We start from the raw sequence: 21,139 nt of genomic DNA on the forward strand, positions 1-21,139 counted from the left end.
TCGTTGGTTCTCAAGGCATGAGGTTGCATCGCGGACTGTCCGCCGCCGGCGGCGGCACGCCCGGGCACATGTCGGAGAGACCCGGCGAAGGCGGTGATGACGTCGCCGACCATGGGGCGGGCGACGGGCTGGCGGCGCTGTTCCACGCCCATCACCTGTCGCTTGTACGGCTCGCTGTGCTGCTCGTGGGCGATCAGGGCACGGCCGAGGACATCGTCCAGGACGTGTACGCCCGCATGCAGCGGCGCCATGAGCGGCGCGGCAGAGGAAGCGGGCTGCCCAAAGCGCAGGCGGAACTGCTCGCGTACGCCCGCACGGCCGTGCTGAACAGCGGCCGGACGCTGCTGCGCCGCAGGGCCCTGACGCACCGGCTGTTCCAGACCCCGCAGCCGGTGTGGTCGGCGGAGAGCGACGCGCTGATCGCCGACGACCGGCGGCGCGTGCTGCGGGCCCTCGGCCGGCTGCCCGCCCGGCAGCGGGAGGCGATCGTCCTGCGCTACTACCTCGACCTGTCCGAGGCGGAGATCGCCGCGGCCATGGGCGTGCGGCCCGGCACCGTCAAGTCGACCATCTCCCGGGGCCTGGACGCGCTCCGCGACCGGTACGAGGAGGAAAGATGACCAGGTTCTCCGACGAGCTGCTGCGGACGGCCCTGGACGAGGGCGCCGCCACCGTCCGCCCCGAGGAGCTCCGGCCGCTCCCCGCCCCCGCGCGGCGCCGCACGAGGCCGATCGTCGGGCTCGCCGCCGCGGTCGTCGCGGTGGTCGCGGTGGTCGCGGTCGTCGCCGTCGCACCGTGGTCGCGGGACGGGCGGGACGCTCCGTCTCCCCGGTTCGCGCTCGCGGCCTACGCGGGCGCCGATTTCGTCCTCAACGGGCCGTGGGCGCCGGGGGAGCCGGTGACGGTGCGCAAGGCCGACACCGGCCAGGCCGTCGCGACGGTCCCGGTGCCGCCGGGGTCGTCCGGCTTCGTCGACGACGCCGACTCCGGGGACAACCGGACGTTCGTCCTCACGACCGCCGCCCCGCAGGCGTGCGCGGTCCACTTCTACCGGCTCACCCTGGGGCCCGACGGCCGGCCGAAGGGGCCGCCGGCCGAGCTGCGCGGCGCCGCGCTGCGGCAGCGCGGCGGCGGGGAGCGCGAGCCGCTGGCCGTCTCCCCCGGGGTGCGCCGGATCGCGTACGCGGGCACGGAGTGCGGCACGTCCGCCCAGGGCACCATCACGGTCGTCGAGCCCTCGACCGGTGACCACCGTGTCACCCGGCTGCCGGCCGGTGCGCTCGCCGGTTTGCTGCGCTGGGCACCGGACGGCCGGGAGCTGGTCTTCAGAATGGTGGGCGACTACCGGGACCCGAGCCTGCACACCCTCGACGCGGCCACGGGCGAGATCAGCGCGATCCGCCTGGGAGCGCCCGGCGCGACGCTGGCCGGCGCCGCGTTCGACAAGGGCGGCACGCACATCGTGGCGCTGCTGCGCGAGGGCGGGCGCAATCGCGTGGTCTGGTACTCGACCGCCGCGAAGACGGTCACGCGGCGGGTGGAGCTGCCGCCGAGCGCTCCGGAGGCGCCGTCCGACTTCACCGTGTCCGGGGACCGGGTCGTGGCGATGATCGGCGATCAGGTGCATGTCGTCAGTGGGGCGAAGGTGACCAGCGGCGACGTGCCCCGCCCCTGAATCCCGGCCGGACACCGATACGGCCCGCCCCCGAGAGGGGACGGGCCGTGTCGGTGCCGTGTTCAGTGGCGGCGGCCACCGCGGAACCGGGCGAGCAGGCGGCGCGCCTTGGCCTGCGTGCGCGGGTCGCGGGCGTACTGCTCGGCTCTGGCCCGCATCTTCCGGCCTTGCGGGCCGCTGATATATCTCTTGATCCGGTCGACGACGGAAGGCATGGGCGTCCTCCTCGGCCTAGGGTCTCTGCTCAACGAGTGCCCGCCCGCATTAGTTCAGAACGCCTCGTCGAGCGCGACGCTCCCTTCGACGCCGATCTGGTAGGCCGAAACCCGCCGCTCGAAGAAGTTGGACAGCTCCTGGACGTCCTGCAGCTCCATGAACGCGAACGGGTTCGCGGTGCCGTAGCGGGCTGGGAGCCCGAGCCGGACGAGCCGCTGGTCCGCGACGTATTCGAGGTAGGCGCGCATGTCGCCGGCGCTCATGCCGGGCAGGCCGTCGCCGCACAGGTCGCGGGCGAAGGCCAGTTCCGCCTGGACGGCCTCGTCCAGCATCGCGTTGACCTGCGCGGTCAGCGCGTCGTCGAACAGCTCCGGCTCCTCGGCCCGGACGGTGTCGACCACGGAGAACGCGAACTCCATGTGCATGCTCTCGTCCCGGAAGACCCAGTTGGTTCCGGACGCGAGGCCGTTCAGCAGCCCGCGCGAGCGCAGCCAGTAGACGTAGGCGAAGGCGCCGTAGAAGAACAGGCCCTCGATGCAGGCCGCGAAGCAGATCAGGTTGAGCAGGAACGTCCGGCGGTCGGCGGCGGTGCGGAGCTCGTCCAGGGCGCCGAGCGAGTCGATCCAGCGGAAGCAGAACTCCGCCTTCGCCCGGATGGACGGGATGTGCTCGATCGCCGCGAACGCCCGCGCGCGCTCGTCCTGATCGGGCAGGTAGGTGTCCAGGAGGGTCAGGTAAAACTGTACGTGGACGGCCTCCTCATATAGCTGCCGCGACAGGTAGAGCCGGGCCTCCGGGGCGTTCACGTGCTTGTAGAGGTTCAGCACCAGGTTGTTCGCCACGATCGAGTCGCCGGTGGCGAAGAACGCGACGAGCCGGTTCACCAGATGCAGCTCGGCGGGCGTGAGCCGCTCCAGGTCGGCCATGTCGGACGCGAGGTCGACCTCCTCCACCGTCCACGTGTTGCGGATCGCGGCGCGGTAGCGCTCGTAGAAGTCGGGGTAGCGCATGGGACGCAGGGTCAGGTCCATGCCGGGGTCGAGCAGCATGCTGTGTCCTTCGGTTCGCGCGCTCACTGGCACGCCTCGCAGGTCTCGGGGTTCTCCAGGGAGCACACGGCCGCCTCCGACGCGACGGTCGTCTGCGCGATGCGCGTCGCCGGGCGGGAGCGCAGGTAGTAGGTGGTCTTCAGCCCGCTGCGCCACGCGTACGCGTACATCGAGGAGAGCTTGCCGATCGTCGGCGTCTCCATGAACAGGTTCAGCGACTGCGACTGGTCGATGTAGGGGGTGCGGGCGGCGGCGAGGTCGATGAGGGCCTTCTGCGGCAGTTCCCAGGCCGTCCGGTAGCGGGCGCGGGTCTCCTCCGGGACGTCGACGAGGCCCTGCACGGAGCCGTTCGCGCGTTTGATCGCCTCGCGGACGGCCGGCGTCCACAGCCCGAGCGCCTTCAGCTCGGCCACCAGGTAGCCGTTGATCTGCAGGAACTCGCCGGACAGCGTCTCGCGCTTGAACAGGTTGGACACCTGCGGCTCGATGCACTCGTAGCAGCCCGCGATGGACGCGATCGTCGCGGTCGGCGCGATCGCGATCAGCAGCGAGTTGCGGAGCCCGACCGCGGCGACGCGCTCGCGGAGCGCGGCCCACTCGGCGGGACGGGCCGGCGCGGCGTCCGGGAAGTGGTCCAGGTGGAGCCGGCCGCGCGCGGTACGGGTCATGCCGTAGGCGGGCAGCGGCCCGTGCGCGGCGGCGAGGTCGGCGGACGCCCCGTAGGCGGCCAGCGCGATCTCCTCGGCGATGCGCGTCGACAGCGCGCGGGCCTCGTCGGAGTCGAACGGCAGGCGCAGCGTGAAGAAGACGTCGGCGAGACCCATCACGCCCAGCCCGACCGGACGCCACTTGCGGTTGGCCTTCTCCGCCTCCGGCGTGGGGTAGAAGCCCCTGTCGATGGTGCGGTCCAAGAAGCGGACGGCGGTGCGGACCGTTGAACGAAGCCGCTCCCAGTCGACCCCGGCGGGCGTCACGTGCGCGGCCAGATTCACCGATCCGAGGTTGCAGACGGCGGCCTCGCCATCGCTGGTCACCTCAAGGATCTCTGTGCACAGGTTGGAGAGGTGGACGACCCTCTTTTCGGGTGGTGTGGAGGGTCGCCCCTCCACGGGCGGCTCGCCGGGCTCGGCGGTCTGGTTGCAGGCGCGGTTGGCGGCGTCCTTGAACGTCATCCATCCGTTGCCCGTCTCCGCGAGGGTGCGCATCATGCGCCCGTACAGCTTGCGGGCCGGGACCTGCCGGACGAACCGTCCGTCCCGCTCCGCCGCCCGGTACGCCGCGTCGAACTCGTCCCCCCAGAGGTCGGCCAACTCGGGGACCTCCTTCGGGTCGAACAGCGACCAGGGCGCGTCGTCCTCGACGCGGCGCATGAACTCGTCCGGGATCCAGTTGGCGAGGTTCAGGTTGTGGGTGCGGCGCGCGTCCTCGCCCGTGTTGTCGCGCAGTTCGAGGAACTCCTCGACGTCGGCGTGCCACGGCTCCAGGTAGACGCAGGCGGCGCCCTTGCGGCGGCCGCCCTGGTTGACGGCGGCGACGGACGAGTCCAGCGTGCGCAGCCACGGGACGATGCCGTTGGAGTGCCCGTTCGTGCCGCGGATCAGCGAGCCCCGCGAGCGCACCTTCGTCCACGAGATGCCGATGCCGCCCGCGTACTTGCTGAGCCGCGCGACCTGCCCGTACCGCTCGTAGATCGCCTCCAGCTCGTCGCGCGGCGAGTCGAGCAGGAAGCACGACGACAGCTGCGGGCGGCGCGCGGCCGAGTTGAACAGGGTCGGCGAGCTGGGCAGGTACGACAGCGTGCTGAGCAGGCCGTACAGGTCCGCCGCCTCGTCCACCGTGTCGGCGAGGCCGCATGCCACGCGCAGCAGGAAGTGCTGCGGACGCTCCAGGACGAGCCGCGAACGCGGATGCCTCAGCAGATACCGGTCGTAGAGGGTGCGGAGCCCGAAGTACTCGAACCGGTCGTCGGCGCCGTCGTCGATGAGCGCGTCGAGTGCGGCGGCGTTGGCGGCGACGAACGCGGCCGGACCGTCCGCCAGCAGGCCCTCCCGGTGCCCGGCGGCGACCGACTCGGCGAACGCCGTGACGCCGGCGGACGCCGCCTCGTCCCGGATCCGGGCGCCGAGCAGCCGCGCGGCGACCTTCGAGTAGCCGGGTTCGGCGGCCACCAGGGCGGCGGCCTCGGCGATCGCGAGATCCCGCAGCGCCGCCGTGTCCAGCCCGTCGCCGGACCGGACGGCGGCCAGCACGCGCCCCGCCGCCACATCCGGTACCCCGGCGCAGGCGGCCTCGACCTCCCCGGCGATGCCCCCGGCCGCCGGTGCGTCGGCCAACACTTGTGTCACGTGCTTCTCCCCTCGCAAGCCGCCTCGCGGAGGCATGCGAACGGGACGCGACGGCATGCCGCGCTCCGCCCCCGGCCCACCCGCGAAGCCTGGACGTGTCGGCCCGAGGGGACGACCCCCGGACCTTCTCGTGCGGGCAGGTCTTCGGACTCGCGGGCGGCGCACCTGTCAGGCACGTCCTACTGGCCGTCGCTTCCCGGGCCCGGCGGGCCCAGTGCTCATGACGGCGGTCGTTCCCGCTCACCGCTGCGGGGCAGTCCCGGAATCGCACCGGGTTCCCTCTCACGACGCCCCCGCCGCCGGGCGGCGGGGGCGTACCAGCACGGGGTTGAACCCTACATCTTGTTTGCGATCAATGCGCAACCCCAAGATGTTGGGCGTGTCGCCGTGGGTTTCCGGGGTCGGGTACACGGTCGCGGACCGGGGTGGCACGATGGTGCCGTCATGTCGGAGCGTTCCCCGCAGCCCCTGTTCCGCGCCGCACGCGCGGTGGTGTTCGCCACCGTGTGCGTCGCGCTGGCGGCGCTCGGGCACGTCCTCGCAGGCGGGGCGGCCGTCCCGCTCTGGGCGGGGACGATGGGGTTCGGCGCGGTCGTCGGCGTGACGCTGATGCTGGCGGGCCATGAGCGCTCGCTCGGCACGATCCTGGGCGGGCTCCTCGGCGGGCAGTTCGCCCTGCACACGCTGTTCACGGGCGCAGCCGCCGATCCGGCCGCGCACCCCATGCCCGCCATGGCGGGCCACACCCCGGCGATGCACGCCGCCATGACCGACGCCGCCGCGATGCCCGGCGCCACCGCCGCGCATGGCGGCAACGGCCTGGCCATGACGCTCGCGCACTGCGTCGCCGCGCTGGTCGCCGCCTGGTGGCTGCGGCGCGGCGAACGGTCCGTGTGGACGATGGCCCGGCGGGTCGCCGCGGCCGCCGACCGTCCCGTCCGGCTGCTCCTCGCCCTGCTCACCATCGAACCGGCCGGGCCGCCGCGCCCGGCCGTCCCCGCCCCGGCGCCGGCCGCCGTCCCCGCCGTCGACCGCGCGCTGCGGCACCAGGTCGTCCGGCGGGGTCCCCCGTTCCGTTCGAGGGCGCTCGCGCACATCTGACGCGCGCGCCGTACGTCACCGGACGCCGATCCACGGCGCATCCGGCTCTTCCCGTACGACTCGAACGGAGTTCCCGCATGTCCTTCACCGTGCCCGCGCGCCGCGCCGGCGCCATCGTCTCCCTCGCCGCCCTCTCGGTGCTCGGGGCGGCCACGGCCGCGTCCGCGCACGTCACCGCCAACCCGAAGAGCGCCGAGCAGGGCTCCTACGCCAAGGTCTCGTTCCGGGTGCCGAACGAGCGCGACAACGCCGCCACGACCAAGGTCGTCGTGCACCTGCCCGTCGACCACCCGCTCGCGTCGGTGTCCGTCCGGCCGACCCCGGGCTGGACGGTGAAGGCGGAGAAGTCCAAGCTGCCGAAGCCGATCCAGTCCCACGGCGGCGAGCTGACCGAGGCCGTCACCACGATCACCTGGTCGGGCGGCAAGATCGAGGCCGGTCGGTTCGAGGAGTTCGACGTCTCCATGGGGCCGCTCCCGACCGACACGGACCAGCTGATGTTCAAGGCCGACCAGACCTACTCCAACGGCGAGGTCGTCAAGTGGGAGGAGGCGCCGGCCGAGGGCGCCGCCGAACCCGAGCACCCGGCGCCGACGCTCCAGCTCACCCCGAAGGGCGGCGCCGCCACGGTCGGCCTGACCGCCGAGAAGAAGCCCGCCGCCGAGGCCGCCGCCTCGTCCGAGGACGGGACGGCCCGCCTCCTCGGCGGCATCGGCATCGCGGTCGGCGTCGTCGGCCTCGGCCTCGGCGGCTACGGCCTGAGCCGCGCCCGGAGCCGGGCATGATCACGGCGATGCGACGGATCGCGGCCGGCGTGCTGGCCGCCGGGACGGTCCTGGCCCTGACCGCGGCGCCGGCCTCCGCCCACGCCGCGCTGACGTCCGCCACCCCGGAGAAGGACTCGACGGTCGCGGCGCCGACCGAGATCGTCCTGACCTACTCCGACCCGGTGCGGCTGCCACGCGTGGTGCTGACGGACGCGTCGGGCGCGCAGCACCAGGCCGGGTCGCCGCGGGCGGTCGACAACAAGGTCACCCAGGCGGTCAACGGCACGCTGCCGAACGGCAAGTACACGGTGGGCTGGCGGGTCGTCTCCTCGGACGGGCACCCGGTCGACGGCACCTACACCTTCACGGTGAAGGGCTCGCCAAGCGACTCCGGCGGTTCCGGCGGTTCCGCGTCGGCGGCCCCGGCGGCGCCCGCGCCGGCGAGCAGCCCGGCCGCGACCGCCTCCGGCGAGGACTCGGGCGGCTCGTCCGGCTGGCTGTGGATCGGCCTGATCGCGCTGGTCATCGCGGCGGCGGGCGGCGCGGTCGCCTGGCTCCGCCGCTCCCCCTCGCAGGACTGACCGGACCCCGGTGGCGCAGGATTGATCGTTTTGCTTCCGGTCGGATGATTACAGGATTACATTGATGATCCGACCGGAAGCATCCTGGGGGTCCCCGTGATCGTCGAGTACATCCGCTACCGCATCGAACCGGATCGCGCGGGCGAGTTCGAGGCCGCCTACGCGCGGGCCTCCGTTCCGCTCGCCGCGGCGCCCCAGTGCGTCGACTACGAGCTGTCGCGCTGCGTCGAGGAGCCGTCGTCCTACATCCTGCGCATCTGCTGGACGTCGGCCGACGACCACATGAAGGGGTTCCGCGGCGGCGAGCACTTCCCCGCCTTCTTCGCCGAGATCAAGCCGTACGTGCAGCAGATCGAGGAGATGCGGCACTACGAGCGGACGCCGGTGGCCGGCGCCGGGTCGTCGGTCCCGACGATGTACGACTGGGCGGGCGGGAGCGAGGCGTTCGAGCGCCTCACCGAGGTCTTCTACACGAACGTCCTCAAGGACGAGTTGCTCTTCCCGCTCTTCGAGCACATGGCTCCGGACCACCCGAAGTGGGTGGCGATCTGGCTGAGCGAGGTGTTCCGCGGCCCGGAGCGCTACAGCGGAGAGCGCGGCGGCTATCACCACATGGTCCGGCAGCACCTGCGGCGCGGCATCACCGAGGCGCAGCGGCGCCGCTGGGTGTCCCTGCTGATGGACGCGGCGGACGAGGTCGGCCTCCCCGACGACCCCGAGTTCCGCGCCGCGTTCGCGTCCTACATCGAGTGGGGCACGCGGATCGCCCTCTCCAACTCCCAGCCCGACGCCAAGCCGCCCCTTGAAGCACCCATGCCGCACTGGGGCTGGGGCGTGGCGCCGCCTTACATCCCTTCCAAGTAGCGCTCTGCGAGACGTGCCGTCCTCCCGTCGCGGAGGGCGGCACGTTCGCGTTTCCAGGCTTTGACAAATAACGCTAGCCGGGGCCCGCCCTCCGCCTCGGCCTCCCGGACGACGGCACGGCTCCGTCCGGCACCACCCAGCGCCAGGCCTACGACCTGCTGGCGGACGGCTTCGGCCCCGGCATCAACGGCCCGCTGACCCTCGTCGTGCAAGCACCCCGCGCCGCCGCCGAACGCGTCGCCGAGGACGTGGCCGCCATGGACGGCGTCGCCTCCGTGGACGCCCCGGTCATGGACGCCGCCGGCACCACCGCCCTCGTCGGCGTCGTCCCGGCCACCGGGCCCACCACCGAGGCCACCGAGGACCTCGTCCACGCGATCCGGGACCGCCTCCACGGCCGCGGCGTCGCGGTCACCGGGCGGACCGCCATCGACATCGACACGTCCGAGAAGCTCGGCGGCGCGCTCGTCCCGTACCTGCTGCTCGTCATCGGCCTCGCGTTCCTGCTGCTCACCGTGGTGTTCCGCTCGATCCTGGTGCCGCTCAAGGCGACCGCGGGCTTCCTGCTCAGCGTCGCCGCCACGTTCGGCGCGGTCGTCGCCGTGTTCCAGTGGGGATGGCTGAACGGGCCGCTCGGCGTCCACTCGTCCGGCGTCATCGTGAACCTGCTGCCGGTCATGCTGATCGGCATGGTGTTCGGCCTCGCCATGGACTACCAGGTCTTCCTCGTCACCCGCATGCGGGAGGAGCACGTCCGGGGCGCGTCCCCCGCGGACGCCGCCGTCGCCGGTCTCGCCCACGGCGCGCGGGTGGTCACCGCCGCCGCCATCATCATGATCAGCGTGTTCGCGGGCTTCGTGCTGTCGGTGACCCCGATGGTGCAGTCGTTCGGCTTCGCGCTCGCCGCCGCCGTGTTCTTCGACGCCTTCCTCGTCCGGCTGACGATCGTCCCGGCGGTGATGGCGCTGCTCGGCCGCGCCGGCTGGTGGCTGCCCGCCCGCCTCGACCGCGTCCTGCCCCGGGTGGACGTGGAGGGCGTCCGGAAGGTCCCCGCCGCGGTGCCAGTAGGCTCCTCGTCCGAGGCGAACTGACGGAAGGCGGGCGATGGCGCCGAAGCAGGGCCTGCGGGAGCTGAAGAAGGCGCGGACCCGCGCCGCGATCCAGCGGGAGGCCCTGCGCCTGTTCCGCGAGCGCGGCTACGACGCCACCACCGTCGAGCAGGTCGCGCAGGCCGCCGAGGTCGCGCACACGACGGTCTTCCGCTACTTCCCGACGAAGGAAGACCTCGTCATCAGCGACGACGCCGACCCGGTCTTCTTCGACGCGCTCCGCGCCCAGCCCCCGGACCTGGGCCCGGTGGCGGCCCTCCGCGCCGCCCTGCGCGAAGTCCTCGACGCCTTCTCCGCCGAAGACCTCGCGGCGGGCCGCGACCGGACCATGCTGATCCTCTCCGTCCCCGCCCTGCGCGGCGTCGCGTTCGGCAGCTTCATGGACACCATGCGGACCGTGAACGCCATCCTCGCCGAGCGCTCCGGCCGCCCCGAGGCCGACACCCGCACCCTGACCGGCGCCGCCTTCGGCATCATGCTCGACCTGATGCTCCGCTGGTCGGAGGGCCCGTCCCTCGACCTCCCCGAGGCCCTGGACGAGGCCCTCGCCACCCTCGAACCGTCATGAACCGCGACGAGACTCCGCTCGACGACCCCGTGGGCGCATCCCTGCGCGGCCACCACGCGCACCTCGCCCGCCGCCTGGGCCGGGTCGCCACCTATGTCCCCGACGTCGCGACCTTCTCCGCCGTCCCCACCGACCCGACCCCGGCCGACTGGGCCGACCTGGCGCGCCTCCTCGGCCCCGGCGGCTTCGCCGACATGTTCAGCAGCCCCGCCATTCCCCCATCGGACTGGGAACCCGTTTTCGTTCTGGACGGCCTCCAGATGCTCTGGCACGGCGTCCTCCCCGAAACCGCCCCCACCGTGGTCGAACTAGGCGAGCAAGACGTACCGGAGATGCTGGCCCTCGTCGCACGCACCCGCCCGGGCCCCTTCTGGCCGCGCACCCACGAACTCGGTACCTATCTCGGCATACGCGACAAGGGCACCCTGGTGGCCATGGCGGGCGAACGCCTCCGCCCTCCCGGTTGGACGGAGATCAGCACCGTCTGCACGTCCCCCGAAGCCCGAGGCCAAGGCCACGCGGCCCGCCTGATCCACGCCCTGGCAGCCCGCATCACCTCCCGAGGCGACCGCCCCTTCCTGCACGTCGCCGCAGACAACACCAGCGCAATAACCCTCTACAAGCACCTGGGCTTCAAACCCCGCAAAAAGGTAACCTTCCGCGGCTTCCGCACCCCCTAAAACCGGCTCCGCCGGTCCGAGGCCCGCGCCCTGTCCGCCCTCGCCCTAGCCATGGTGCACGGCACCACGTGGCGGAAGCGCTTCGTGAGGGCTGGCGGGTTCGGGCGTGGCGGTCGCTGGGGCGTGTTTGAGGGCGTCGAGGTGGGCGGATATCGCGGCTCGCATTCGGGTTGGGGTGGTGGTTCGGGGGTGTAGGGCGGCGTGGACGGCCAGGCCGTCCACCAGGGCGTGGAGGCGGTCTGTTTCCAGTTCCGTGTCCGCTTCCGGGGCCAGGGACGCGACCAGGGCGCGGCAGCCCGCGCGCAGGGCGGTGTGGGCCTCCTCGCAGAGGGCGCGCAGGTCGGGGTCGACGAGCGCGCGGGCCGTGAAGGCGAGCCAGACGTGGTTCTCGGCGGCGCGCTCGGCGTCCATCGGGAGGAGTTCGTCGAGGACGCGGGCGGCGCGTTCGCGGGGGTCGCCGTCCGGCGGCGGGGCCGCGGCGATCCGCTCCTCGATCCGTTCGATGATCGTCCGGAGCGTGAACGCCAGCAGTTCGGGCTGCGTGGCGAAGTAGTGCCGCAGCGAGCCCGCCGACAGCCCCGCCTCGCGGGCGACGTTGCGGACCGACGCCCGGTCCAGGCCGTCCCGCCGGACGACCCGCCACACCGCCGCGACCACGTCCTGCCGGCGCCTGGCCGGATCCACCACCTTCGGCATGGGGTTTTTATAGCACAGGTGTGTTATCTTCGGGCTTGGTAGCACGGTCGTACTAAAAAGGAGCCGACCATGAAGCGTGCCCTCGTCGTCACTGCGATCGCCGCTCCGCTGCTGGTCAGCGGGGTCGGGTTGGCCGTCGGGGCCGGCTTGCAGGCGTCGTCCGGTGGCGCGTTCGCCACGCCGGAGCGGCGCTTCAGCAGTTCGGCCGTCGCGCTCAAGACCGACGAGATCGAGGTGGGGGCCGAGACGGCCCGCGCGGGGGACCCCATGCCCGACCTCGGGGAGCTCGCGGAGGTCGAGATCGTGGTGCGCGGTGCGGATCCCCGCGTCCCGCTGTTCGTGGGGATCGGGCCCAAGGAGCAGGTCGAGGGCTATCTGCGTGGGGTCGCGTACGAGGAGTTCGTTTCGGCGGACCTCGATCCGTTCCGGCCGGTCTTCCGGAAGGTGCAGGGTGTGCCCCGAGCCGCTGATTCGCCGTTACGGCAGCCGTTCTGGGTGGCCAGTTCGGCCGGTTCTGGGACTCGCACCGTCACATGGGACAAGACCGGTGGGGCTTGGTCCGTCGTGGTGATGCGCATGGACGGACGACCCGGCGTGGACGTGCGCGCCACGATCGGCCTGCGCTTCGGCTTCGCGCTCCCCGCCGCGATCGTCTGCCTGGCCGCCGGGACGGTGCCGCTCGTCTGGGCGGTCGTCGCGCGGCGGCGCGGAGTGCGGCGTGCACAGCGGGCTGACCTGGGGTGATGTGGTCGCGGAAAGAATCTTGAAGAAAAGTCGGGTGGGATGTCGATCCGGGCGGGAGCCGTGCGACGCGTCAGTGAACGCCGATGAGAAGCACCGCACGGAAGGACCACCACCATGAGCGCCCAGACCGTCCAGCCCCGCACCGCCGCCGCCGACCGCCGCACCGTGCGCAAGGTGCTGTGGGTCCCGCAGATCCTCCTCGCCGTGTTCCTGCTCGTCGCCTCCGGGCTGCCCAAGCTGGTCGGGCAGGCCGACGCCGTCGAGACCTTCGACCTGATCGGCTGGGGCCAGTGGTTCCGGTACGTCACCGGGGTCATCGAGGTCGCCGGCGGGATCGGGCTGCTGATCCCCCGGCTGGCCGGGCTCGCCGCCACCGGGCTCATCGGCCTGATGGCCGGCGCCATCACCACGCAGCTGCTGGTGATCGAGCCGGCCTGGGCGCTGATGCCCGCCGCCTTCGCGGTCGTGTTCGCCGCCATCGCCTGGAACCGCCGCTACGAGACCCGGGAGCTGCTGCAGTCTCTCAAGCGGTAACGACCACACTTCACGGCGGACGACCCGTGGCCACAGCGGCCCGGGTCGTCCGCCGTCTTAGGCGGGGCGGGAGAGTTCTGTAGTGATGCGGGAGATCTCCTGGAGGGCGAACGCGGCGAGCCGGCGCTGGGCGGTTTCGGCGTCCTCGCGGGTCTCCTCCAGGTCGCCCAGGACGATGATGTTCTCGTCGTTCAGCGTCGTGGCGGGCGCGGTGTAGTTGAAGCTGCCGGCGATCACGAGGCGCTCGTCGATGACCATCAGCTTGTGGTGCACCTTCCGGACGCCGGTGCCCGGTTTGTTCTCGAACAGCCGCACCCCGGCGGCCTTCAGCGGCTCCGTGGCGGCCCACGCCTGGGCTCCCTGGCCGTGGTCCAGCACGCCGCGGACGCGGGTCAGCGAGGGCGCGAGCCTGATCATCGTGTCGTCGATGCCGGACGAGCGGGCGAAGGTGAACATCGCGAAGTCGACGCTCGACGCGGCCTTGAGCATCTGCTTCATGATCTCCATCTCCGGGCCGTGCCGGGGCGCGAACAGCGGCTTGACGCGGACCTGGCCCAGCCGGAACTCCGCCGGGCGCGGCTCCACGCGCTCGTGCATCGCCCCGAACGTCCCCGAGCGCATCCGGAGGAACTCCTCCAGGTAGAGGGCCGCGGCGCGGCGGCCCCGCAGGACGAGGACGTGGTTGAGGTTGTTGCCCGCCTTCCCGGCGGAGCCGCCCGCCTGGTTCGTGCCGGTGTCGGTGCGGGTGAAGTTCGCCGAGCCGGTCAGCACCGCGGCCGTCGCCTCGCCGGCGTCCCGCACGATGAACTTCTGGTGGAAGATCGCCGGGTTCAGGTCGGTGACAAGGTCCACGCCCGCGCGCAGCAGGGCCGCGTGGATGAGCCGGTTCTCCTCGTTGGCCCCGGACGCCGCCCACGGGTCCGCGGCGGGACGGTCCTCCCGCAGGTAGTCGCCCTCCAGGATGATCTGCACCCGGACGCCGCGCGCCCGGGCCGCGAGGACCGCCCGCGCGATCGTCCGGGAGTCCAGTTCCTGCACCGCGACGCGCAGCGTGTGCCGGGCCTCGGCGACGAAGTCGCGGATCACCGCGTCGAGGTCGTCGGGGCCGCCCAGGACCGTGGGCCCCGCGTGCAGTTCGATGCCGCCGATCCGGACCGCCATGACGCCCCCAGCCTGCCGTCACCACTCCCCTACATTTCCGCACAATGCGGGGCGATCTGCCAGAGGTGCCGTGGCGGCTTTCGAGGTGAGCTTGCCCTGTCTGACCTGGGCTTATGTGGTCTAGAAAAAATCTTGAAGAAAAGTCGGCGGAGTGTCGATCGGGGGGTGCGCCCGTACGACGTATCAGTGAAGGCCGATGAGACGCACCGCACGGAAGGGCCACCCCCATGACCGCTCAGACCGTCCAGTCCCGGACCGCCGCTCCCGTCCAGCCCGCCGCCGACCGCCGCACCGTGCGCAAGGTGCTGTGGGTCCCGCAGATCCTCCTCGCCGTGTTCCTGCTCGTCGCCTCCGGGCTGCCCAAGCTGGTCGGGCAGGCCGACGCGGTCGAGTCGTTCGAGCTGATCGGCTGGGGCCAGTGGTTCCGGTACGTGACCGGGGTCGTCGAGGTCTCCGGGGCGATCGGGCTGCTGATCCCGCGACTGGCCGGGCTCGCCGCGACCGGGCTCATCGGGTTGATGGCCGGTGCGATCACCACGCATCTGCTGGTGCTCGACCCGGTCTGGGGCCTCATGCCCGCCGCGTTCGCCGTCGTGTTCGCCGCCATCGCCTGGAACCGCCGTTACGAGACCCGCGAGCTGCTGCGCTCCTTCAAGCGGTAACGACAACGCTTCACGGCGGACGCCCCGCGGCCACAGCGGCCCGGGTCGTCCGCCGTTTCGGCGTCCCGCGCGCAGGGTCAGCACGGTGGTGAGGGTGGTCGCCGTGGCCAGAGCGAAAGCTGTGCGTTAACCCGTCGCCGGGCCGTCTACCTGCACTTCGCGTCGCGCGCCGACCTGATCACCGAGCTGGTCGACACCGCCACCGACATGCTGCTCGCGCTCATCTCCAACGGGGTCGGCGAGACGCTGCTGAACGAGCGCGGGTGGACGCCCGAGCAGATCGGCGAGCACATGGCGCGGTTACTGCGGTCCACTTTCGTAGCGCGCGGGTAGGACGATCACGACTACCCCCGTTCGGGGGTGGCGCGGGTCATCCGGATGGCCAACCATCCAGGTGACCGGGTGTCCGTGCGGCTACGAGGAGAGACCATGCCCGCAGTCGAGTTCCGCGCGGCGCGCGACTTCCTGCTCGCGCATCGCGACGACTACGCGACGGCGTACGAGAAGTTCCGGTGGCCGGTGCTGACCGGTTTCAACTGGGCGCTGGACTGGTTCGACAAGATCGCCGAGGGCAACGACGCGCCCGCGCTGTGGATCGTCGAGGAGGACGGCTCGGAGGCGAAGTACTCGTTCGCACAGCTGTCGCGGCGGTCCAACCAGGTCGCGAACCTGCTGCGCCGGACGGGCGTGCGGCGCGGCGACCGGGTGATCCTGATGCTCGGCAACCAGGTCGAGTTGTGGGAGACCGTCCTCGCGGTGATGAAGCTCGGCGCGATCATGATCCCGTGCACGCCGCTGCTCGGCACGGCCGACCTCCAGGACCGGCTGACCCGCGGCAAGGCGCGGCACGTGGTGGTCGCCTCGGCCGACACGGGCAAGTTCGACGGCGTCGAGGGCGACTACACGAAGATCGCCGTGGGCGCGCCCGTCGAGGGCTGGACGACGTACGCCGACGCCTACGAGGAGGGCGAGTCCTACACGCCGTACGGGCTGACGATGTCGCGGGACACGCTGCTGCTGTACTTCACGTCCGGGACGACGGCGCAGCCGAAGCTGGTGGAGCACACCCACGCGTCCTACCCGGCCGGGCACCTGTCGACGATGTACTGGATCGGGCTGCGGCCCGGGGACGTCCACCTCAACATCTCGTCGCCGGGCTGGGCGAAGCACGCGTGGAGCAACATCTTCGCGCCGTGGGACGCCGAAGCGTGCGTCTTCATCTTCAACTACACGCGGTTCGACGCCGACCGGCTGCTCGACACGATGGAGCGCTGCGGCATCACGAGCTTCTGCGCGCCGCCGACCGTGTGGCGGATGCTGATCCAGGCCGATCTCGGACGTCTCGCGACGCCGCCGCGCGAGGTCGTCGCGGCCGGCGAGCCGCTGAACCCCGAGGTGATCGAGCGGGTGCGCGACGCCTGGGACCGGACGATCCGCGACGGTTTCGGGCAGACCGAGACGACCGTGCAGATCGCCAACACGCCGGGCCAGCCGGTCAAGCCGGGCTCGATGGGGCGTGCCGTGCCGGGCTACAAGGTCGCGCTGATCGACCCGCTGACCGGGGAGGCCGGCGACGAGGGCGAGATCTGCCTCGAACTGGAGGACCGCCCGCTCGGCCTGATGACCGGCTACCACGGCGACGAGGCCCGCACGGAGGAGGCCATGGCCGGCGGCTACTACCACACCGGCGACATCGGCTCCCGCGACGAGGACGGCTACATCACCTATGTCGGACGCGCCGACGACGTGTTCAAGGCGTCCGACTACAAGATCTCGCCCTTCGAGCTGGAGAGCGTGCTGATCGAGCACGAGGCGGTCGCGGAGGCGGCGGTCGTGCCGTCGCCCGACCCGGTCCGGGCGGCCGTGCCGAAGGCGTACGTGACGCTCGCGAACGGCTGGCAGCCGACCGCCGAGACCGCGAAGGCGATCTTCGAGCACTGCCGGGCGCAGCTGTCCCCGTACAAGCGGGTGCGGCTGCTGGAGTTCGCCGTCTTGCCGAAGACGATCTCCGGCAAGATCCGCCGGGTCGAGCTGCGGACCAGCGAGATCGACAAGCATCCCGGCCCGGACGACCGGCCGCCGGGCGAGTTCCGCGAGGAGGACCTGCGATGACCCTCTCCTACGCGTCGGGCGTTTCCACCACCCCGCTGCTCGGTGACACCATCGGCGCGAACCTCGACAGGACGGTCGCCGCCTTCTCCGAACGCGACGCGCTCGTCGACCGCACTTCCGGCCGCCGCTGGACGTACGAGCAGTTCGCCGACGACGTGGAGTCCGTGGCGCTCGGCCTGCGCGACCTAGGCGTGGTGAAGGGCGACCGTGTCGGGATCTGGTCGCCGAACTGCGCCGAATGGATGCTCGTCCAGTACGCGACGGCGAAACTCGGCGCGATCCTCGTCAACATCAACCCCGCCTACCGGGTGCACGAGCTGGAGTTCGTCCTCAACCAGGCGGGCATCCGGACGCTGGTGTCTGCGTCCACGTTCAAGACATCCGACTACGCGGCGATGGTGGACGAGGTAAGGCCGAAGTGCCCCGGCCTACGCGACGTCATCCTCATCGGTACTCCCGACTGGGACGCGCTCATGGAGGCGGGCCGGACGAGCGATCCGGCCGTCCTCGCCGACATCGCCCGGACGCTCACCGCCGACGACCCCATCAACATCCAGTACACGTCCGGGACGACGGGCTTCCCCAAGGGCGCGACGCTCTCGCACCACAACATCCTGAACAACGGTTACTTCGTCGGTGAGCTGTGCAGCTACGACGAAGAGGACCGTGTGTGCGTGCCTGTGCCCTTCTACCACTGCTTCGGCATGGTGATGGGCAACCTGGCGGCGACCAGCCACGGCGCGTGCGTCGTGATCCCGGCGCCGGCATTCGACCCGAAGGCGACCCTCGAAGCGGTCGCCGCCGAGCGCTGCACGTCGTTGTACGGGGTGCCGACGATGTTCATCGCCGTCCTGAACGAGCCCTCGCTGGACGGCCTCGACCTGTCCACGCTCCGCACCGGGATCATGGCCGGCTCGCCGTGCCCGGTCGAGGTGATGAAGCAGGTCATCGACCGGCTCGGGATGGGCGAGGTCGCGATCTGCTACGGCATGACCGAGACGTCGCCGGTGTCGACGCAGACCCGGGCGGGCGACTCGCTCGACCGCCGGGTGTCCACGGTCGGCACCGTGCTGCCGCATCTGGAGATCAAGATCATCGACCCGGAGACCGGCGTGACCGTCCCGCGCGGCGTGCCCGGCGAGTTCTGCACCCGCGGCTACTCGGTGATGCTCGGCTACTGGGAGGAGCCGGACAAGACGGCCGAGGCCATCGACGCGGCCCGCTGGATGCACACCGGCGACCTCGCCGTGATGGACGACGCCGGCTACGTCAACATCACCGGCCGGATCAAGGACATGGTCATCCGGGGCGGCGAGAACATCTACCCGCGCGAGATCGAGGAGTTCCTCTACACCCATCCCGACATCGTGGACGCGCAGGTCATCGGCGTCCCCGACGAGAAGTACGGCGAGGAGCTGATGGCCTGGGTGCGGCTGCGCGAGGGCGTGCCCGGGATGACCGCCGGGGAGCTGCGCGCGTTCTGCGAGGGCAAGCTCGCCCACTACAAGATCCCCCGCTACGTGCACGTCGTGGAGGAGTTCCCGATGACGGTCACCGGCAAGATCCGCAAGGTGCAGATGCGCGCGGAGGCCGTCGACATCCTCGGCCTGGAGGACGCCGCCGCCGCGCGCCACGCCTGACCGCCGCCGCGCGCCACGCGTGACCGCCGCCGCGCGGCGCGCCTGACTCCCCGTCCGGCACCCGTGACCGCCTGCGGAAACCCCGGCGTTTCTCCGCGCGCGGCCTTTCGTGACGAGGGTCACCCAAGGCATGCTCGAACCATGGATGCGGCTGAGCCGGGCGCCTCGGGAGGACGCGCCCCCCGAGGGACGCGCGACGATGCGGGAGCCGTCCGGTCGGCGGTGCTGTCGCTGCACCGCACGACCGGCCTGCCGATGGTGTTCGGCGGCGCCCTGAGCGGCCAGGACCGGCTCCGCATCACCGAGCTGGTCGGCAACACGACCGACTCGCTGAGCGGCCTCGTCGTCCGGCAGGGCAACGGGCTCGGCGGCAAGGCGATGGCCCTCGGACGCCCCGCCTGGGTGAGCAACTACCCGTGCGCCGCGACCATCAGCCACGACTACGACAAGCCCGTAGGGCGGGAAGGGCTGCTGTCGATCGTCGCCGTCCCGATCGTCGTCCGGCGGCGGGTGCGCGGCGTCCTGTACGGCGCGCTCCGCGAGCCGCTGGGCCTCGCCGACCGCATCGTGGGCGCCGCCGTCCAGGTCGCCCGCGACCTCGAACAGGACCTCGCCGTCCAGGACCGCGCCGACGACGCCCTCGCGCGGGCGCGGCCCGGCACGTCGGCGGCGCGCTGGGAGGAGGTGCGGGCCGTCCACGCGGAGCTGCGGGCGCTGGCCGAGGAGGTCAGCGACCTGCCGACCCGGGACCGCCTGCGCCGGGCGTCGCTGCGGCTCGCCGCCGCCGGGCCGGCCGACACCGACGACGCGGACGCCGCGCCCCGGCCCGTCCTGTCGCCGCGTGAACTGGACGTCCTGTCGTACGTGGCGATCGGCTGCACGAACGCGGAGGCCGCCGAGCGGCTCGGGCTGCTGCCGGAGACGGTGAAGAGCTACCTGCGCTCGGCGATGCGCAAACTGGACAGCCACACCCGCCTGGAGGCGGTGACCGCCGCACGGCGCGCCGGCCTGCTCCCGTAGGGGCCGGGGGGCCGGTGGAGAACCGCGGGGCCGCGCGGCTTCTCGGTGGATCGGCCCGGCGACGGGGTCAGCGACGCGGTCGGCGACCCGGGCATCGTCCAGTGCAGATCGGCCCCCGTGGCGCACTGCCTGGTCACTCGGTCACCACACGCCGGCTGCGCCGGGCCGTGATCGCACGGCCGTCCCGGCTCGATTCCGGCCTGGGACGTCCGGCCCCCGATATTGCACTGAAGACCGTAACACCTCTGGCGAACATCATTGTTCGTAGTAAAAGGATTACCTCCGGCATCCCGGACCCGTTGCTTGTTTGTGTCCATAAACCCCGGCGGCCGCATCTCCGACCTGCGGGAACTCGCCGTGCACCCCTGTCAGAAGAACGTGCGGACGTAGTCGACCACGACGGGGTGGCTCGCGTCGGCGTCGTCCACGACGGGGATCATCGTCCACTTGTCGAGCGCGGTGCACGGGTGGGACAGGCCGAGCCTGACCACATCACCGATTTCGGCGGTGGTGTCCCGCAGGAAGGCGTGCTGGTCGTTGAGCACGGTGATGCGGCCGCCCTCCAGCGGGCCCTTGCCCCGGACCAGTTGCGGTGTAGGCAGGCCCTCATCGAACGGGACGTCGCGCTTACCCACGTCCAGCAGCGCCAGGCCGGGTTCAGGCTGGGAGATGACGCGTGCCCAGGCGTGCATCGCCGAACGCAGCCGCTCGCCGTCCGTGCCCCGGGCGAAGGGTGAGATGCCCCGGTAGAAGCCGTCGTCGTGGACGACGTACGCGCCCGACCGCAGCACGACCCGTCCGCCGGCACCGCCGAGCACCTCCGCGACCTGGTCGAAGTAGGCGCTGCCGCCGACGGTCAGGATCGGCTCGTCGAGTTCGTACTCCAGCCGCGCGTGCAGGTTGCCGAGCCGCCGCAGGTAGGCGTCGACCGAGGCGCGGCCCCGCTCGGACGCGTCGTGGGCGAGGGCGCCCTCGTACCCGCCGATGCCCACCAGCCGCAGCGTGCGGGCCTCGCGGACGGCCGCCGCGATCTCCCGCGCGTCGCCGTCGTCCCGCACGCCGGTGCGCCCGCCCGGCCCGCCCAGCTCCACGCACACGTCGACCTGCCGCTGGCTGCGGGCCGCGCGCAGCGCCTCGTCCATCAACTCCACCGACCGGACCGAGTCGACCCACGACAGGAACTCGAACTCGGGGTCGCCGTCCAGCTCGCCCGACAGCCACGCCAGCCCGGCCGGATCGAGGAGCGTGCTCGCGTACATGACGCGCCGCACCCCGAACGCGCGCGCCACCCGCAGCTGCGGCAGGTTCGCGACCGTGATCCCCCACGCGCCGGCGTCCAGCTGCCGCCGCCACAGCGCGGGGGCCATCGTCGTCTTGCCGTGCGGGGCCAGCAGCAGGGCGGCGTCGCGCGTCCAGCGGGCCATCGTCTGGACGTTGTGCGCCAGGGCGCCCGCGTCGAGGGTCAGCAGCGGCGTCCCGAAATCGTCCAGCGGCAGCCGCGCCTCGCCCGCCTCCGCCACCGTCATCCCGTGCGCGGACGCGGGGACCGCCTTGAACCGCCAGTCGAGAACCTCGCCGCCGAGGGCGTCCACCGCCGTGACGTCAATGCCCATGC

22 protein-coding genes and 1 riboswitch are annotated in these 21,139 nt (G+C 72.1%); of the genes, 15 read left to right on the forward strand and 7 right to left on the reverse strand.

Annotated features, from left to right (window positions below):
• Nucleotides 1-68: 68 nt before the first annotated feature.
• Nucleotides 69-620 (forward strand): SigE family RNA polymerase sigma factor, encoded by a 552-nt coding sequence (locus tag HUT06_RS41785; RefSeq protein ID WP_176200745.1) that lies wholly within the window; start codon nt 69-71, stop codon nt 618-620.
• Nucleotides 617-1,675, forward strand: coding sequence for a hypothetical protein (locus tag HUT06_RS41790; protein ID WP_176200746.1), 1,059 nt, complete (start codon nt 617-619; stop codon nt 1,673-1,675). The genes HUT06_RS41785 and HUT06_RS41790 overlap by 4 nt, the downstream gene beginning before the upstream one ends.
• 62 nt (nt 1,676-1,737) lie before the next feature.
• On the opposite strand, the gene HUT06_RS41795 is transcribed toward HUT06_RS41790, so the two are convergent.
• The 3 genes from HUT06_RS41795 to HUT06_RS41805 are packed head-to-tail and all read right to left on the reverse strand — an operon-like array spanning nt 1,738 to nt 5,285.
• Nucleotides 1,738-1,890, reverse strand: coding sequence for a hypothetical protein (locus HUT06_RS41795; protein ID WP_176200747.1), 153 nt, complete (start codon nt 1,888-1,890; stop codon nt 1,738-1,740).
• Between the two features lie 54 nt (nt 1,891-1,944).
• Entirely contained in the window at nt 1,945-2,940 is a 996-nt protein-coding gene (locus HUT06_RS41800; RefSeq protein ID WP_176200748.1) for a ribonucleotide-diphosphate reductase subunit beta, read from the reverse strand.
• Between the two features lie 23 nt (nt 2,941-2,963).
• Nucleotides 2,964-5,285, reverse strand: a complete 2,322-nt coding sequence (locus HUT06_RS41805) for a ribonucleoside-diphosphate reductase subunit alpha (protein WP_254715670.1) — start codon at nt 5,283-5,285, stop codon at nt 2,964-2,966.
• Nucleotides 5,286-5,423: 138 nt separating this feature from the next.
• Nucleotides 5,424-5,568, reverse strand: a riboswitch (cobalamin riboswitch).
• A 161-nt stretch (nt 5,569-5,729) separates the two neighbouring features.
• Between HUT06_RS41805 and HUT06_RS41810 the strand changes: the two genes are divergently transcribed.
• The 7 genes from HUT06_RS41810 to HUT06_RS41840 all read left to right on the forward strand — a co-directional run bounded on the left by HUT06_RS41810 (nt 5,730) and on the right by HUT06_RS41840 (nt 10,955).
• On the forward strand, nt 5,730-6,386 hold the full coding sequence (locus tag HUT06_RS41810) for a hypothetical protein (protein ID WP_176200750.1): 657 nt from the start codon (nt 5,730-5,732) through the stop codon (nt 6,384-6,386).
• A 77-nt stretch (nt 6,387-6,463) separates the two neighbouring features.
• On the forward strand, nt 6,464-7,171 hold the full coding sequence (locus HUT06_RS41815; protein WP_176200751.1) for a YcnI family protein: 708 nt from the start codon (nt 6,464-6,466) through the stop codon (nt 7,169-7,171).
• A gap of 8 nt (nt 7,172-7,179) precedes the next feature.
• Entirely contained in the window at nt 7,180-7,734 is a 555-nt protein-coding gene (locus HUT06_RS41820) for a copper resistance CopC family protein (protein WP_254715671.1), read from the forward strand.
• A 96-nt stretch (nt 7,735-7,830) separates the two neighbouring features.
• Complete coding sequence (locus tag HUT06_RS41825; RefSeq protein WP_176200752.1) at nt 7,831-8,598, forward strand: group II truncated hemoglobin; 768 nt, start codon at nt 7,831-7,833, stop codon at nt 8,596-8,598.
• A gap of 206 nt (nt 8,599-8,804) precedes the next feature.
• Nucleotides 8,805-9,689, forward strand: a complete 885-nt coding sequence (locus tag HUT06_RS41830) for an MMPL family transporter (protein WP_254715672.1) — start codon at nt 8,805-8,807, stop codon at nt 9,687-9,689.
• 13 nt (nt 9,690-9,702) lie between these two features.
• Nucleotides 9,703-10,275, forward strand: coding sequence for a TetR/AcrR family transcriptional regulator (locus HUT06_RS41835; protein WP_176200753.1), 573 nt, complete (start codon nt 9,703-9,705; stop codon nt 10,273-10,275).
• Nucleotides 10,272-10,955: a GNAT family N-acetyltransferase gene (locus tag HUT06_RS41840; RefSeq protein ID WP_176200754.1), complete on the forward strand. Its 684-nt coding sequence runs from the start codon at nt 10,272-10,274 to the stop codon at nt 10,953-10,955. The genes HUT06_RS41835 and HUT06_RS41840 overlap by 4 nt, the downstream gene beginning before the upstream one ends.
• 45 nt (nt 10,956-11,000) lie before the next feature.
• On the opposite strand, the gene HUT06_RS41845 is transcribed toward HUT06_RS41840, so the two are convergent.
• Nucleotides 11,001-11,651: a TetR/AcrR family transcriptional regulator gene (locus HUT06_RS41845; protein ID WP_176200755.1), complete on the reverse strand. Its 651-nt coding sequence runs from the start codon at nt 11,649-11,651 to the stop codon at nt 11,001-11,003.
• A 69-nt stretch (nt 11,652-11,720) separates the two neighbouring features.
• On the opposite strand from HUT06_RS41845, the gene HUT06_RS41850 reads away from it, so the two are divergent.
• Together HUT06_RS41850 and HUT06_RS41855 are read left to right on the forward strand one after the other, a co-directional pair.
• Nucleotides 11,721-12,395 carry a hypothetical protein gene (locus tag HUT06_RS41850; RefSeq protein ID WP_176200756.1) on the forward strand — a complete coding sequence of 225 codons (675 nt, stop codon included), beginning with the start codon at nt 11,721-11,723 and terminating at the stop codon, nt 12,393-12,395.
• A 114-nt stretch (nt 12,396-12,509) separates the two neighbouring features.
• Complete coding sequence (locus tag HUT06_RS41855) at nt 12,510-12,929, forward strand: DoxX family protein (RefSeq protein ID WP_176200757.1); 420 nt, start codon at nt 12,510-12,512, stop codon at nt 12,927-12,929.
• Nucleotides 12,930-12,986: 57 nt separating this feature from the next.
• Here the strand turns inward: HUT06_RS41855 and HUT06_RS41860 are convergent, their stop codons facing one another.
• Complete coding sequence (locus tag HUT06_RS41860; protein WP_176200758.1) at nt 12,987-14,090, reverse strand: phosphatidylserine/phosphatidylglycerophosphate/cardiolipin synthase family protein; 1,104 nt, start codon at nt 14,088-14,090, stop codon at nt 12,987-12,989.
• Nucleotides 14,091-14,317: 227 nt separating this feature from the next.
• Between HUT06_RS41860 and HUT06_RS41865 the strand changes: the two genes are divergently transcribed.
• The gene (locus tag HUT06_RS41865; RefSeq protein ID WP_176200759.1) at nt 14,318-14,752 is read left to right on the forward strand and encodes a DoxX family protein; all 435 of its coding nucleotides are present in this window, start codon (nt 14,318-14,320) and stop codon (nt 14,750-14,752) included.
• Nucleotides 14,753-14,898: 146 nt separating this feature from the next.
• Here HUT06_RS41865 and HUT06_RS41870 read toward each other — a convergent pair whose 3' ends face one another.
• Nucleotides 14,899-15,066 (reverse strand): hypothetical protein, encoded by a 168-nt coding sequence (locus HUT06_RS41870; protein ID WP_176200760.1) that lies wholly within the window; start codon nt 15,064-15,066, stop codon nt 14,899-14,901.
• Between the two features lie 115 nt (nt 15,067-15,181).
• Between HUT06_RS41870 and HUT06_RS41875 the strand changes: the two genes are divergently transcribed.
• The 3 genes from HUT06_RS41875 to HUT06_RS41885 all read left to right on the forward strand — a co-directional run bounded on the left by HUT06_RS41875 (nt 15,182) and on the right by HUT06_RS41885 (nt 19,524).
• On the forward strand, nt 15,182-16,864 hold the full coding sequence (locus HUT06_RS41875; RefSeq protein WP_176200761.1) for an AMP-binding protein: 1,683 nt from the start codon (nt 15,182-15,184) through the stop codon (nt 16,862-16,864).
• Complete coding sequence (locus HUT06_RS41880; protein ID WP_176200762.1) at nt 16,861-18,504, forward strand: AMP-binding protein; 1,644 nt, start codon at nt 16,861-16,863, stop codon at nt 18,502-18,504. Before HUT06_RS41875 ends, HUT06_RS41880 begins: the two co-directional genes overlap by 4 nt.
• Before the next feature lie 141 nt (nt 18,505-18,645).
• Nucleotides 18,646-19,524, forward strand: a complete 879-nt coding sequence (locus HUT06_RS41885; protein ID WP_176200763.1) for a helix-turn-helix transcriptional regulator — start codon at nt 18,646-18,648, stop codon at nt 19,522-19,524.
• A 368-nt stretch (nt 19,525-19,892) separates the two neighbouring features.
• Here HUT06_RS41885 and HUT06_RS41890 read toward each other — a convergent pair whose 3' ends face one another.
• Entirely contained in the window at nt 19,893-21,137 is a 1,245-nt protein-coding gene (locus HUT06_RS41890; RefSeq protein ID WP_176200764.1) for an amino acid deaminase, read from the reverse strand.
• Between the last annotated feature and the right edge of the window lie 2 nt (nt 21,138-21,139).

Source organism: Actinomadura sp. NAK00032 (assembly GCF_013364275.1).
Classification (GTDB): Bacteria; Actinomycetota; Actinomycetes; order Streptosporangiales; family Streptosporangiaceae; genus Spirillospora.

Excerpts from the sequence above, each read along its gene's own strand:
- HUT06_RS41820 (WP_254715671.1), top strand. The coding sequence starts at position 7,180 with ATGCGACGGATCGCGGCCGGCGTGCTGGCCGCCGGGACGGTCCTGGCC.
- HUT06_RS41880 (WP_176200762.1), top strand. The coding sequence starts at position 16,861 with ATGACCCTCTCCTACGCGTCGGGCGTTTCCACCACCCCGCTGCTCGGT.
- HUT06_RS41875 (WP_176200761.1), top strand. The coding sequence starts at position 15,182 with ATGCCCGCAGTCGAGTTCCGCGCGGCGCGCGACTTCCTGCTCGCGCAT.
- HUT06_RS41890 (WP_176200764.1), bottom strand. The coding sequence starts at position 21,137 with ATGGGCATTGACGTCACGGCGGTGGACGCCCTCGGCGGCGAGGTTCTC.
- HUT06_RS41790 (WP_176200746.1), top strand. The coding sequence starts at position 617 with ATGACCAGGTTCTCCGACGAGCTGCTGCGGACGGCCCTGGACGAGGGC.
- HUT06_RS41840 (WP_176200754.1), top strand. The coding sequence starts at position 10,272 with ATGAACCGCGACGAGACTCCGCTCGACGACCCCGTGGGCGCATCCCTG.
- HUT06_RS41795 (WP_176200747.1), bottom strand. The coding sequence starts at position 1,890 with ATGCCTTCCGTCGTCGACCGGATCAAGAGATATATCAGCGGCCCGCAA.
- HUT06_RS41785 (WP_176200745.1), top strand. The coding sequence starts at position 69 with ATGTCGGAGAGACCCGGCGAAGGCGGTGATGACGTCGCCGACCATGGG.
- HUT06_RS41865 (WP_176200759.1), top strand. The coding sequence starts at position 14,318 with ATGACCGCTCAGACCGTCCAGTCCCGGACCGCCGCTCCCGTCCAGCCC.
- HUT06_RS41885 (WP_176200763.1), top strand. The coding sequence starts at position 18,646 with ATGGATGCGGCTGAGCCGGGCGCCTCGGGAGGACGCGCCCCCCGAGGG.
- HUT06_RS41850 (WP_176200756.1), top strand. The coding sequence starts at position 11,721 with ATGAAGCGTGCCCTCGTCGTCACTGCGATCGCCGCTCCGCTGCTGGTC.
- HUT06_RS41845 (WP_176200755.1), bottom strand. The coding sequence starts at position 11,651 with ATGCCGAAGGTGGTGGATCCGGCCAGGCGCCGGCAGGACGTGGTCGCG.
- HUT06_RS41835 (WP_176200753.1), top strand. The coding sequence starts at position 9,703 with ATGGCGCCGAAGCAGGGCCTGCGGGAGCTGAAGAAGGCGCGGACCCGC.
- HUT06_RS41855 (WP_176200757.1), top strand. The coding sequence starts at position 12,510 with ATGAGCGCCCAGACCGTCCAGCCCCGCACCGCCGCCGCCGACCGCCGC.
- HUT06_RS41815 (WP_176200751.1), top strand. The coding sequence starts at position 6,464 with ATGTCCTTCACCGTGCCCGCGCGCCGCGCCGGCGCCATCGTCTCCCTC.
- HUT06_RS41810 (WP_176200750.1), top strand. The coding sequence starts at position 5,730 with ATGTCGGAGCGTTCCCCGCAGCCCCTGTTCCGCGCCGCACGCGCGGTG.
- HUT06_RS41860 (WP_176200758.1), bottom strand. The coding sequence starts at position 14,090 with ATGGCGGTCCGGATCGGCGGCATCGAACTGCACGCGGGGCCCACGGTC.
- HUT06_RS41800 (WP_176200748.1), bottom strand. The coding sequence starts at position 2,940 with ATGCTGCTCGACCCCGGCATGGACCTGACCCTGCGTCCCATGCGCTAC.